Annotated in this window: 10 protein-coding genes and 2 pseudogenes; 5 read left to right on the top strand and 7 right to left on the bottom strand. The window is 69.0% G+C overall.

Features of this window, described 5'->3' with window-relative positions; all coding sequences use genetic code 11:
- Nucleotides 1-10 precede the first annotated feature (10 nt).
- Complete coding sequence (locus ABZ796_RS13630) at nucleotides 11-427, bottom strand: organic hydroperoxide resistance protein (protein ID WP_357337486.1); 417 nt, start codon at nucleotides 425-427, stop codon at nucleotides 11-13.
- A 54-nt stretch (nucleotides 428-481) separates the two neighbouring features.
- Between ABZ796_RS13630 and ABZ796_RS13625 the strand changes: the two genes are divergently transcribed.
- Nucleotides 482-937 (top strand): MarR family transcriptional regulator, encoded by a 456-nt coding sequence (locus tag ABZ796_RS13625; protein WP_357337485.1) that lies wholly within the window; start codon nucleotides 482-484, stop codon nucleotides 935-937.
- 3 nt (nucleotides 938-940) lie between these two features.
- On the opposite strand, the gene ABZ796_RS13620 is transcribed toward ABZ796_RS13625, so the two are convergent.
- From ABZ796_RS13620 to trpS, 4 genes are read right to left on the bottom strand one after another with little or no spacing between them, the layout of a single operon-like run.
- Entirely contained in the window at nucleotides 941-1,165 is a 225-nt protein-coding gene (locus ABZ796_RS13620) for an SCO4848 family membrane protein (protein ID WP_091052819.1), read from the bottom strand.
- Nucleotides 1,166-1,178: 13 nt separating this feature from the next.
- Nucleotides 1,179-2,072, bottom strand: a complete 894-nt coding sequence (locus tag ABZ796_RS13615; protein WP_357337483.1) for a YihY/virulence factor BrkB family protein — start codon at nucleotides 2,070-2,072, stop codon at nucleotides 1,179-1,181.
- A 44-nt stretch (nucleotides 2,073-2,116) separates the two neighbouring features.
- Complete coding sequence (locus ABZ796_RS13610) at nucleotides 2,117-2,641, bottom strand: 2'-5' RNA ligase family protein (protein WP_357337482.1); 525 nt, start codon at nucleotides 2,639-2,641, stop codon at nucleotides 2,117-2,119.
- A gap of 12 nt (nucleotides 2,642-2,653) precedes the next feature.
- Nucleotides 2,654-3,691 carry a tryptophan--tRNA ligase gene (gene trpS, locus ABZ796_RS13605; RefSeq protein WP_357337480.1) on the bottom strand — a complete coding sequence of 346 codons (1,038 nt, stop codon included), beginning with the start codon at nucleotides 3,689-3,691 and terminating at the stop codon, nucleotides 2,654-2,656.
- A gap of 439 nt (nucleotides 3,692-4,130) precedes the next feature.
- On the opposite strand from trpS, the gene ggpS reads away from it, so the two are divergent.
- On the top strand, nucleotides 4,131-6,413 hold the full coding sequence (ggpS, locus tag ABZ796_RS13600) for a glucosylglycerol-phosphate synthase (RefSeq protein ID WP_357337479.1): 2,283 nt from the start codon (nucleotides 4,131-4,133) through the stop codon (nucleotides 6,411-6,413).
- Nucleotides 6,414-6,492: 79 nt separating this feature from the next.
- On the opposite strand, the gene ABZ796_RS13595 is transcribed toward ggpS, so the two are convergent.
- Nucleotides 6,493-7,695, bottom strand: a complete 1,203-nt coding sequence (locus ABZ796_RS13595) for an MFS transporter (protein ID WP_357337477.1) — start codon at nucleotides 7,693-7,695, stop codon at nucleotides 6,493-6,495.
- Nucleotides 7,696-7,816: 121 nt separating this feature from the next.
- Between ABZ796_RS13595 and ABZ796_RS13590 the strand changes: the two genes are divergently transcribed.
- The 3 genes and pseudogenes from ABZ796_RS13590 to ABZ796_RS13580 all read left to right on the top strand — a co-directional run.
- Nucleotides 7,817-8,029: a helix-turn-helix domain-containing protein gene (locus tag ABZ796_RS13590; protein WP_357337476.1), complete on the top strand. Its 213-nt coding sequence runs from the start codon at nucleotides 7,817-7,819 to the stop codon at nucleotides 8,027-8,029.
- Nucleotides 7,951-8,214: pseudogene (locus tag ABZ796_RS13585) on the top strand (Clp protease N-terminal domain-containing protein); the annotation flags it as partial. The gene ABZ796_RS13590 and the pseudogene ABZ796_RS13585, both read left to right, overlap by 79 nt.
- 36 nt (nucleotides 8,215-8,250) lie before the next feature.
- Nucleotides 8,251-8,568: pseudogene (locus tag ABZ796_RS13580) on the top strand (Clp protease N-terminal domain-containing protein); the annotation flags it as partial.
- Nucleotides 8,569-8,706: 138 nt separating this feature from the next.
- Here the strand turns inward: ABZ796_RS13580 and ABZ796_RS13575 are convergent.
- The gene (locus ABZ796_RS13575; RefSeq protein ID WP_357337474.1) at nucleotides 8,707-12,279 is read right to left on the bottom strand and encodes an ABC transporter ATP-binding protein; all 3,573 of its coding nucleotides are present in this window, start codon (nucleotides 12,277-12,279) and stop codon (nucleotides 8,707-8,709) included.
- Nucleotides 12,280-12,293: the final 14 nt, after the last annotated feature.

The following is a 12,293-nucleotide window of genomic DNA, read 5'->3' as shown; positions in this document are numbered from 1 at the left end:
TACCGGGGGATCAGGCGACGGTGAGCTTGACCTCGATGTTGCCGCGGGTGGCGTTGGAGTACGGGCAGACCTGGTGGGCCTGCTCGGCGAGCTGTTGAGCGGTCGCGGCGTCGGCTCCGGGGATGGTCACCTCGAGCTGCACGGCGAGGCCGAAGCCGCCCTCGCCGTTGTTGCCGATGCTCACGTCGGCGACGACCTCGGAGTCGGTCATGTCGACCTTGGCCTTGCCTGCGACCAGCTTGAGCGCTGAGTGGAAGCAGGCCGCGTACCCGGCGGCGAAGAGCTGCTCGGGGTTGGTCGCGCCGCCCTCGCCGCCCATCTCCTTGGGGACGCGGACGTCGGCGTCGATGAGACCGTCGGTGGACTGGACGTGACCGTTGCGGGCGTCGCCGGTGCTGACTGCGGTGGCTGTGTAGAGAGGTGTCATGTGCACAACTATATTGCGCACAACTCAATAGCGCAAGGGAGTAGACTGATCGATGTGTCCGGACGTACCTATCCGCAGCTCGCGCTCGACCTGCAGCTCTGTTTCCCGCTGTACGCAGCGACCCGAGCCGTCACGAAGCGCTACGTGACGCTGCTCAAGGGGACCGGGCTGACCTATCCGCAGTATCTGGTGATGCTGGTGCTCTGGGAGAGCGACGAGCCGCTCTCGGTGACGTCTCTCGGCCAGCGGCTGCGGCTCGACTCCGGCACCCTGACACCGCTGCTCAAGCGGCTCGAGGGCGCCGGCCTGGTGCGGCGCGACCGCGACCCCGGCGACGAGCGCCGGGTGCTGGTCAGCCTGACCGAGGACGGCCGGGCCCTGGAGGAGCAGGTCTCCGGTGTCCCCCAGCAGCTCGGCGCCTCGATGGGGATCACCCGTGACGAGGCGCTCGCGCTGCGCGACCAGCTCACCGAGCTGGTCGACCACCTCGACACGGCCGAGTCCTCCTGAGGGCTATCCCCTGGTCAGCAGCCGCTGCACGCCCAGCTTGATCAGCAGGCCGCCGAGAAGGACGTCGACGACCACGAGCACCGCGTGGGCGATGTAGTAGGGCTTCGGACGGGTCTGCTCCGGGTCCTTGGCGGTCTTGACGAGGTTGCGGCCGAAGTTGGTCCAGATCGCGATCGTCCAGACCCCGATGACCAGGAGGAGCGCGCCGTCAGTCTTCTCGAGCTTCATGAGTACGACTCTCTCATCCGCTGGTGTCGTCCCGACGATCGGCAGGCGTCGCCCCCACATGGGCGTAGCAGGCGGCGTACAGGATCACCATCGAGGTGTAGTGGATCCAGACGATCAGGATGAGGGCGATGCCGAAGGCCTGGAAGGCCGGCTGGCCCTGGGTGGCCTCGAGCAGCAGGGTCGAAGCCTGCTTGAGGATCTCGAAGCCGATGGCGCCGAGGAGGGCGCCGGCCCACAGGGGGCGCTTCGAGGTGCCGTTCTGGGGAGCCAGGTGGAACATCGCGAAGAAGAGCACCGTGTTGGCCGCGAGGCCGAGCACCAGGGTCAGGAGGACGATCAGCCAGCCGAAGCCGTCGTCGAGGCCGATCCAGTCCAGGACGTTGACCGAGAAGGTGCGTACGATGCCGGTGAACGCCACCGCGACCAGCAGGATCAGGCCGAGCCCGATGAGTGCGACCAGGTCACGGGCCTTGGCTGCCAGGAACCCCGGCTGTTCCTCGTCGGGCACCAGGAAGACCGCCTCGAGCGACTTGCGCAGGCCATCGATGAAACCGAGGCCGGCGTAGAGCAGACCGATGACACCGATGATCCCGACCGTGTTGGCCGCGCTCTCGATGTCGGCGATCTTCAGCTGTCCCGCGCCGTCGCCGACCAGCCCGGGCAGGACCTGGTCGATCGCCTCGACGAGGTCGCTCTCGGCTCCGGGATAGACCTTGGCGATCTGGCCGACGGCGAAGAACGCGAGCGCGAGGATCGGGAAGGTCGACAAGAAGCCGAAGTAGGTGATCGCACCGGCCTGCTGGGCGGCACCCACCTCGCCGTAGTGCTCCTGCGTGCGAATCACGCGGTCCAGCAGCGGGAAGCGTTCCCGCAGCTCGGCGATCTTTGCCTTGACCTTGTCCTTCATCCCGAGGTCCCCATCCATCGTTCGTGGGCGGACCCGAGCCCGCCTCAACCGGTCAGTGCTGCTCTCAGCGCGAACTCCCGCGTCGGGCGCCAGCCATCCGTGTCGTCGTGGACATAGAGGTGGAACTCCTCGACCGACCATTTGCACTCGAAGTCGGCCAACTCACCGAAAGCCTTGTCGAGGCTAGCGTCGGGAAGGTCATGAGCGATCGTGACATGCGGGTGATAGGGAAACGTCAGCTTCTGGTCGAGCGGACCCTGCCGGACCGCGTTGGCCAGCTGTTCGCAGCCCGAGATGCCCTGAACCACCGCCACGAACACCACCGGCGAGACCGGCCGGAAGGTGCCGGTGCCGCGCAGATGCACGCTGAACGGCGCGACCCTCGAGGCCGCCGACTCGAGATGGCTCTCGACGTCGGGCAGCAGGTCGTCGTGGATCTCCGTCGGTGGCACAAGAGTGATGTGCGTCGGGATCATGGTCGCCGTCGCGTCCCCGAGAGACGTCCGGTAGTCCTGGAGCTGACTTGCCCATGGCTCCGGGATAGCGATGGCAACACCGATGGTGCGCATGCGCCGACCTTACTAGCCGAGCGGCGACGCGGGGGCCACAAGGCCAACCCGCTCGTAGACGTCGGCCAGAGTCTTGCGGGCGACCACGCCTGCCTTCTCCGCACCCTGCTGCAGGATGCCGTCGAGGTACGCCCGGTCCTCGAGGACCTCGAAGGTCTTCTCCCGGAACGGGGTGACGTAGTCGACGACGACGTCGGCGAGGTCCTTCTTCAGGTCGCCATAGCCCTTGCCGGCGTACTTGCCGACCAGGGTGTCGATGTCGGCGCCGGTCAGCGCGGAGTAGATCCGGAGCAGGTTGGAGACGCCCGGCTTGGCCTCCTCGTCGAAGCGGATCTCCATCTCCGAGTCGGTGACCGCGGAGCGGATCTTCTTCGCCGAGACCTTCGGGTCGTCGAGCATGTCGATCAGACCGCTCGGGCTCGAGGCCGACTTGGACATCTTGATCGTCGGGTCCTGGAGGTCGTAGATCTTCGCGACCTCCTTGAGGATGTAGGGCTCGGGGAGCCGGAACGTCTTCTTGTAACGGCTGTTGAACCGCTGCGCGAGGTCGCGGGTCAGCTCAAGGTGCTGTCGCTGGTCCTCGCCGACCGGGACGTACGCCGGGCGGTAGAGCAGGATGTCGGCGGCCATCAGCATCGGGTAGGAGAAGAGGCCGACGGAGGCCGAGCCCTCCCCACCCTTGGCGGACTTGTCCTTGAACTGGGTCATCCGCCGGGCCTCACCGAACGAGGTGATGCACTGCATCACCCAGCCGAGCTGAGCGTGCTCTGGGAGGTGGGACTGGACGAAGATCGCCGAGCGCTCCGGGTCGACACCGGCGGCCAAGAGCTGGGCGGCGGCCCGCCGCGTACGCTCGCGGAGCACCTTCGGGTCCTGCTCGACCGTGATCGCGTGCAGGTCGGCGATGAAGAAGAACGGCTCGTGCTCCTCCTGCAGGCTCACCCACTGCCGGACCGCGCCGAGATAGTTGCCGAGGTGGTAGGAGTCCGCCGTCGGCTGGATGCCGGAAAGGACCCTGGGCCTAGTCGTAGGAGCAGTGCTGCCGGTCATGTGCGCATTCTGTCAGCCACCCGCCGAAAGGCTCGAAATGGTGGGAGGAAGAAGATCGAGAACCGATCTGTACGAGCTGTGGACCCTGCCCGCGGCACTGATCTGCGTGCCGGCCATGAGCCTCGGCGCCCCCCGTGATCAACGTCGAGGACCGTGGCCGCCCGCGGTCTTCGTGAGGCCGCGGGCAGGATCCGCATGCCCCATCAACGACGGATCCTCGGCAGAGTTATCGAACACGTGCATCCAATTTCTTACGAGTTTGTGGACCTCCTGAGAGGCTCTGCTCAGCGCGGATTCGATGATCCGTCAAATGCCCGTTCCCGGCCTGACACACGCCCCTGTTAGCCTGGTTGGTCGACCCGCGGATCCTCCAAGGGGTCCGCAGCCTCGGGCCAGCTGCCGAATCGGCCTCGAGGCCAGGCGACCCTCGAGGAGACTTGTGAACGACACGTCCGCTGCCAACGCACGCATGCTGCTAGCGACCGATCTGGACGGAACCTTCCTAGCCGGCGACCCCGAGGCGAAGGTCAAGCTGTACCAGACGCTGAGCCGCCGCGAGGACGTACTGCTGTCCTTCGTCACCGGACGTGGGCTGGAATCGGTGCTGCCACTGCTCGCCGATCCGACCATCCCGACACCCGACTTCATCATCTGCGACGTCGGCGCCACCATCGTGACCGGGCACGACCTGCTGGCCGTCGAGCCGATCCAGCAGGAGATCGCCGCCAAGTGGCCCGGTGAGCTCGCCGTGCTCGAGAGGGTCGGCGACCGCCCCGGCCTGGTGCGGCAGAACGTGCCCCAGGACCGCCGGGTCTCCTACTTCTGCGACCCCGAGGCCGTCACCGACGACCTGGCTCAGTCGGTCGCGGAGATCGGCTGCGACCTGCTCTACTCCGCCAGCCACTACCTCGACGTGCTTCCCGGCGGGATCAACAAGGGCCACACCGTGACGAAGCTCGTCGAGCATCTCGGCATCCCCAAGGACCGCGTGCTGGTCGCCGGCGATACCCTCAACGACCTGTCGATGTACGACATCGGGTTCGCAGGTGTCTGCGTCGGCGAGGCCGAGGATCTGCTGCTGGACGCGACCCGCGACAAGGAGCGTACGTTCCACGCCACCTCCCCCGGCACCGGCGGGATCCTGCAGGCGATCAGGCACTTCAACCTGCTCGACGACGAGCACATCTACGACCCGGAGAACGACGCCGACGACCCGGGGAAGTCCGACCTCGTCATGGTCTACCACCGGCTCCCCTACGACGAGGTGATCGAGGAGGGCGAGGTCAAGCGCCGACGGCCGAAGTCGCCCAACGGCATCATCCCGACACTGCTCTCCTTCTTCACCGAGCGCACCGGATCCTGGGTCGCCTGGTCCATCGACGACCCCAAGCGCGGCAAGTTCGCCACCCACACGGTCGTCGACCCCAAGCTCTACCCGGGCCTGGTGGCCTCCCGGCTGCCGCTGTCGAAGAAGGACGTCGACGTCTTCTACAAACGCTTCTCCAAGGAGGCGTTCTGGCCGCTGCTGCACACCTTCTGGGAGCGGGCGAAGTTCAAGGAGGAGGATTGGAAGGTCTATTGCCGGGTCAACCGGGCCTTCGCCGAGCAGGCGGCGGCCGAGGTGGCGTACGGAGGCATCGTCTGGATCCACGACTACAACCTGTGGATGGTGCCCGCCTACCTGCGGGAGATGCGGCCCGACGTGAAGATCGCGTTCCTGCACCACACCCACTTCCCCGGCGCGGACGTGTTCAACGTGGTGCCGTGGCGCCGCGAGATCATCGGCTCGCTGCTGCAGTGCGACTACATCTCGTTCCACATCCCGCGCCAGGTCGAGAACTTCGTCGACGTGGCCCGCGGGGTCGCGCCGGTCGAGGTGGTCGAGACGGAGGACTCCGCACCTCGGTTCCGGACGTACGGTTTTGCTCTCGGCCTGGACACGATGCCCTCGGTGATCGACGTCGGTGGACGTCGCGTCCACCTGGGCGCCAACCCGGTCAGCGTCGACACCACGCGGATCGAGCAGACGCTTGCCTCCCCGGCGGTGCAGGCCTCGATCGCCCGGGTGAAGGACGAGTTCGAGGGTCAGCGGATCGCGCTGGCGGTCTCGCGGCTCGACTACACCAAGGGCGTGCTGCAGCAGCTCGAGGCCTTCGAGCGGGCGCTGCTCGAGGACCCGTCGTTGCTGGGCGAGCTGTCGCTGGTGCTCGTGTGCGTGCCCGCGGCCGGCGAGATGACCGTCTACAAGACCCTGCAGAACCAGATCGAGCAGGCGGTCGGCCGGATCAACGGCCGGTTCTCCCGGATGGGCTGGATGCCGGTGCACTTCTACTTCCGGCCGATCCCGTTCGAGGAGCTGCTGGCCTACTACGCCAACGCCGACGTCATGTGGATCACCCCGCTGCGCGACGGCCTCAACCTGGTCGCGAAGGAGTACGCCGCGGTCCACGGTCTCCTCGGCACGAGCGGCACGCTGGTGCTCTCCGAGTTCGCCGGCGCGGCCGCCGAGCTGCGCGGCGCGGTGCTGACCAACCCCCACGACGTCACCGACATGGTCCGGGTCTTCCTGCAGGCCGTCGACATGGACGAGGCCGAGGCCAAGGACCGGATGCGCGGGTTGTGGGACACCGTCCGCCACCACGACTCCAAGGCCTGGGCCGACGGATTCCTCGCGGCGGTCGAGGCCGCCACCGCCTCAGGTGGCGATGAGGAGGATCTGTAGAAGATCTCGCCGAGTCGGCGCGTCATGACGCGCCGACTCGGCATCGTTGTGCGTCAGGATGAGCCGACTCGGCGTTCTGCTAGGCCCTTCGCCGGTGGATGCTGGTGCTCCACAGCAGCACCAGCATCCCGGCGGCGGCCAGGCCGGCGCCGACCAACGGAGCCTCACGGACGCTCCAGACATCGAGGGCCACACCACCGGCGAAGGCGCCGAGGGCGTTGGCGATGTTGAGGCTCGCGTGGTTCATCGCGGCACCGAGGGTCACCGCGTCATCGGCGACGTCCATCAGGCGCACCTGCAGGTTGATCACCAGCACCGACGCCACCGCGGTGGTCAGGAAGGCGACCGGCGCGAGCCACCACCCGGCCGGGGCGACCAGCCAGAAGAGCGTCAGCACCGCCACCATGCCGAGGCTGCTCGCGAGCAGTGAGCCCATCACCGACCAGCGGGCGAGCTCCCCCGCCACCCAGGTGCCGACGACCATCCCCACGCCGAACGCGAAGACGAACCACGGCACCGCTCCCTCGGACAGGCCGGCGGTGTCGGTGACGATCGGGGAGATGTAGGAGTAGGCCGCGAACATGCCGCCGAATCCGATCGCACCGGCGAGCATCGTCAGCCAGACCTGCTTGTTGGTGAAGAACCGGCCGGCCTCGCTGCGGCCGGTCGCGTTCGGGTCGCCCGGGAAGTGGGGCACCGAGAGCTGCACCAGGAGCACTGTCAGCAGGGCGAGGCCTGCTGCGGCTGCGTACGGTGCCCGCCAGCCGGCGCTCTGGCCGAGCCAGGTCGCGAACGGGACACCGATCACGTTGGCGACCGAGAGTCCGAGCATGACCAGGGCGACCGCCCGGCCGCGGTGCTTCGGCGCGGCCATCGACGTCGCGACGATGGTCGCGACACCGAAGTAGGCGCCGTGCGGGAGCCCGTCGAGGAACCTCGCGACCAGCAGCATGTGGTAGTCGACGGCGACGGCGCTGAGCAGGTTGAACAGTGCGTACGCCGCCATCAGCGACAGCAGCAGCCCCTTGCGCGGAAGATGGGCGACGAAGAACGAGAGGAGCGGTACGCCGACCACCACCCCGACCGCATAGGCGCTGATCAGGTGGCCGGCCGTGGAGGTGCCGACGCCGACGCCCTCGGCGATCTCCGGCAGCACGCCCATGGTGACGAACTCGGTCGTACCGATCGCGAACCCACCCGTCGCCAGGGCGAGCATGGCGATCACGAACTGGACGGGGGTGACCGGTCTCACGGCGGTCTCGGGGCTGGCGGTGTCGGTCACTACTGCCTAACCTTCGGCGATTTGCGGGCTATTCCGCGAATCGGTGTGACACGGGTCCTTCCATCTGCCGCAGTCGTCAACCATAGTTGACACAGCGTGAGTGTCAACCTATATTGACACCATGACGGATGCGAAGAACCTCGCCGAGTCGGCCGCGAGCTCCGACCCGAGCACCGGGTTGCGAGCCGCGCTCGCGCTGCGTCGCCTCGCCGACTCGCTGGAGCGGCTGCAGGTGGCGAACGCCCGCCGACAGGGATGGGCCTGGCAGGAGATCGCCGACGCGCTGGAGGTCAGCCGCCAGGCGGTCCACAAGAAGTACGCGAAGGAGCTGTGATGTTCGAGAGGTTCACCAAGCCCGCCCGCGATGCGGTGACCGCGGCCCAGACGTACGCCGCAGAGCTCGGTCACGAGCGCATCGGCGACGACCACCTGTTGCTGGCCATCGGCTCCAGCACCGGTTCGTCCGCGGCCCGGGCGCTCACCGAGGCCGGGGTCGACCCGGCTGCGCTGCGGGCAGAGGTCGAGCGTGCCCACGGGCGCCTCGGCAACGACGACGCCGACGCGCTGTCCACCCTCGGGATCGACCTGGACGCGGTGCGCTCCAAGGTGGAGGAGGTCTTCGGCGCCGGTGCCCTGGACAGCGGGAAGCCACGCCGCCGACTCGGTGGGCACATCCCGTTCACCAAGGACGCGAAGAAGGTCCTCGAGCTCTCGCTGCGCGAGGCGATCCGGCTCAAGGACCGTTCGATCGGCACCGAGCACATCCTGCTCGGCATCCTTCGCGCGGAAGGGGAAGGACATGCTGCCCTACAGGCCCTCGGCGTGGATGCTGCTGCGCTGCGCCGCACGCTCGAGCACGGCGAGGCCGCCTGAAACACTCGCCGAGACCGCAGTTTTGGCGGACCAAACCGCAGTTGTGGGCGACGAAACGGCAGTTTCGTCGCCCACAACTCACCATTCGGCGGACACGGCGACCGACTCGGCCGCCACAACTACTGATTCGGCAGGGGGTCAGCCGGCGAGGTGGGACCAGGCCGGGGCCAGCTCGGACCACGGACCCACCGCGGCGATCTCGCCGTCGACCATGACGACGACGCGGTCGGCCTGAGCGAGAGCGGCGCGCTTCGAGGTGGCTCCGATGACCGTCGTGTGCCGATCGCGCAGCGCCTGCCAGAGCTCGATCTCGGTGGCCGCATCGAGCGCGCTGGAGACGTCGTCGGCCAGGAGCAGCTCGGTGTCGGCAGCCAGCGCTCGCGCCAGGGCGAGACGCTGAACCTGCCCCCCGGATAGCCGTACGCCACGGTGACCGACGATCGCGTCCGCGCCGCCCGCCTCCTTGACGTCGAGCTCGAGCCGCGCGTCGGCGACCGGATTGTCGAAGGGTCGGTCGTGGCCCAGGCGGATGTTGTCGGCGAAGGTGCCGGACAGCACCCGCGGCACCTGGGCGACGTACGCCACCTGCCCGGGCCTCAGGAAGGCCTGCGGGTCCTGGACCAGCTCGTCGTTCCACCGGATCGTGCCGGTGTGCTCGATGAGGCCGGCCAGCGACGCCAGCAGGGACGACTTGCCGGAGCCGACCTGCCCCACGAGCAGGACCAGCTCGCCGCGCGAGATCGTGAGCGAGACGTCGGAGACCCCGATCGTGCCGTCGTCGTGGACCGCCGACAGGGCCGAGAGCTCGAGGGACTCGAGCGGCACCTGCTCGACCGGGCCGGGATCCGGCGCGGCACCGGAGACCAGGTCGACCCCCGGCGGGAGGTCCATCAGGTCACGACCACCGGCGAACCGGCTGGTCTCCTTCTGCCAGGCACGGGTGCCGGGAGCCTCGGTGACGACCATGCCGGCCACCCGGCCGAACCAGTCGAAGCCCGAGACCGCGTTGGCGACCAGCAGCGCGGTGGCCAGACCCCAGCCGCCGCCGAAGTAGATCCCCCAGGCAGCCACCACGCCGCACTGGACCATGAGCGCGGGAACCCCGTCGAGGAACGCCTGCACCCGGTGCTCCTTCACCGCCGCCTCGACCCGGCCCGCGTCGACATGCTGCAGGTGGGCGTGGACCTGCGGGGTGGCCGCGGCCAGCTTCACGGTGCGTACCGACTCCAGCGCGGAGACCACCGCGCGGCCGAACCGCGCGCGAGCGGCCGAGGAGGCCGCGGCCGAGCGGCCGGCGATCGGCCGGCCGACGGCCGAGGCCAGCGCCGAGGCGATCATGACGACCAGGAGCACGGCGCCCGCGAGCGCGGTGCCGGCCAGCAGCGCCGTGATCGTCGCGATCACGAGGCCGTTGACGAAGTCGACCCACCGGTCGGCGTAGCGGGCGTAGCGGTCCGCGTCCATCGAGCGGGCGACGACCTCACCCGGCGGCGTACGCGTCAGACGGTGCTGGCGGGTCTGCCCGTAGAGCACGGCCATCCGGGCCCGCAGCATGACCTCGATCCACCAGCGCGGGTAGCGGTAGAAGGCGTCGGCGAGCATCAGCGGCGCGGCCAGCAGGCTGACCACGAGCAGCACCGACATCACCGTCGGCCTGCCGCCGTCCTGCAGCGACTCGACGATCCGACCCCACAGGAGCCCGGTGAAGGCACCCTGCGCACCGGTCATCGAGGCGAACAGGAAGAGCAGCGCACCCGCGACCCCCCACTCGGGGCGCAGGAACAGGACGTGCAGCATCCCCCGGGCCAGCGAGGGTCCGGTGCCGACCTCGGGAACGTCCGGCGGAGCACCCGATCGGCGCTTGCCGCCCACGTTGCCCTCCGCGACATGGTCGAGGGTGGAGTGGTCGACGGCCGAGGATCCATCCCCGGCAGCGGGCGAGGGCGAGTCGTGGTGATCGGTGCGGCTGGCCTCCAGCAGGTCACGGAACGGCCCGGGCGTGGTCGCCAGCGAGGCCCGCAGGCCATGCTGGATCACCCGGCCGTGGTCGAGGACGGCCACGTGCGGCGCCCGCTCGATCGTGGAGAGCCGGTGGGCGATCAGGATGCCCGTGCGCCCGGTCAGCAGCCGGTCGGCGGCCGCGACCACCCGACGCTCGGTGAGCGGGTCCATCCGTGCGGTCGCCTCGTCGAGGACGACCACCCGTACGTCGCGCACCAGCAGGCGCGCGAACGCGACCAGCTGCTCCTCCCCCGCGGACAACGAGGTGCCGCCAGGGCCGAGCAGGGTGTCGAGGCCCTCCGGCAGGCCGGCGACCCATTCCGAGAGCCCGAGCCGGGCGACCGCCCGTTCGATGTCCTCGCGCGGACGCTCGTCGTCGAAGAGCGCGATGTTCTCCGCGAGCGTGCCGGCCAGGATCTCGGTGCGCTGCGTCACCACACCCACGGAAGCGCGCAGCTGCTGCAGGTCGAGGTCGCGCACGTCGACGCCGCCCAGGAACACAGTTCCGCGAGGCGGCTCGACGGCCCGGGAGAGCAACGAGGCGAGGGTCGACTTGCCCGAGCCGGTGCGGCCGACCAGGGCGATGGTGTCGCCGGCCGGCACCGTGAGCGAGATGCCCTGGAGGGCGAAGGTGCCCTCGGCGTAGGAGAAGGTCAGGTCGCGCAGGTCGACCTCCAGCGCTCCTCCCCCGGGCACGGGCTCGCCGCCTTCGGGCTCCGGCTCGGCGGCCATCATCTGGCGCAGGCGGATGACCGCGCCCAGACCGGCCTGGATGTCGGGGAGGTGGTTGGCGAGCATCGCGATCTGGCCGACGAACGTGCTCGTGACCAGGAACAACGTCACCAGCGCGCTGATCTCGAGGCGGTCGTTCGCGGCGAGCGCCACTCCGGCGAGACCGATGCCGGCCAGCAGGGAGTGCAGGAGCACGCCGGCCCGGCGGCCGACCTTCGCCTCGACCGTGACGACCGCACGGAACTTCTCGTGCACCGTCGCCGACAGCCGCGCCACCCGGGCGACCACGTGGGCCTGGCCCAGGCTCGTACGCAGGTCGTCACGCCCCGCGATGCCCTCCTCGAGCACTGCGGCATGGTCGGTCCAGGAAGCTTCCTCGATGACCTTGAGCTGGGAGATCTTGCCCAGCAGCCCCCGGATGACGAACCAGGTCACCGCGGCGAGCAGCGGAAACAGGATGGCCGACGGCCACCAGGTGAAGCTGGCCACGATCCACATCGGCAGCGCCGCGAAGACCGAGCGGAACAGCATCCACAGCTGCCAGCGCAGCAGGTTGCCGACCTCGTGGGAGTCGTCATCGACCCGGTCGAGGATCTCGCCGACGGCCTGCTCGCTCAGCTCGGCGAGCGGCTGTCGCATGGCCGCCTGGAGCACGTCCTCGCGCAGCTTGCCCTCGACCCGGTCGGAGACCCCGACCCAGGCGATCTTCGCCGTCGAGTCGATCAGCGAGGCGCCGATCACGCACAGCGCCAGCCAGCCAACCAGGCTCGCGGTCGGGTTCTCCGCCAGCCGTCCGGCGACGACGGTGCCGATCGACTGGGCCACCATGGCCACCGCCAGCGCGATCAGCGCGGTGGTCGTCACCGGCCCCTTCAGGCGTCGCCAGTCGACCTGCCGGCTCGTGTCGGCAGGGTCGGCAGGGACTCCGAGAGCCTTGCCTGAGGTGGGCACGGGCGGAGTCGAGAGCGTCGCAGTCATCAGAAGATCACGGT

Source organism: Nocardioides sp. NPDC047086 (assembly GCF_040643685.1).
In the GTDB taxonomy this organism is placed as follows: Bacteria; Actinomycetota; Actinomycetes; order Propionibacteriales; family Nocardioidaceae; genus Nocardioides.
This window is presented reverse-complemented; position numbering and strand designations above follow the sequence as displayed.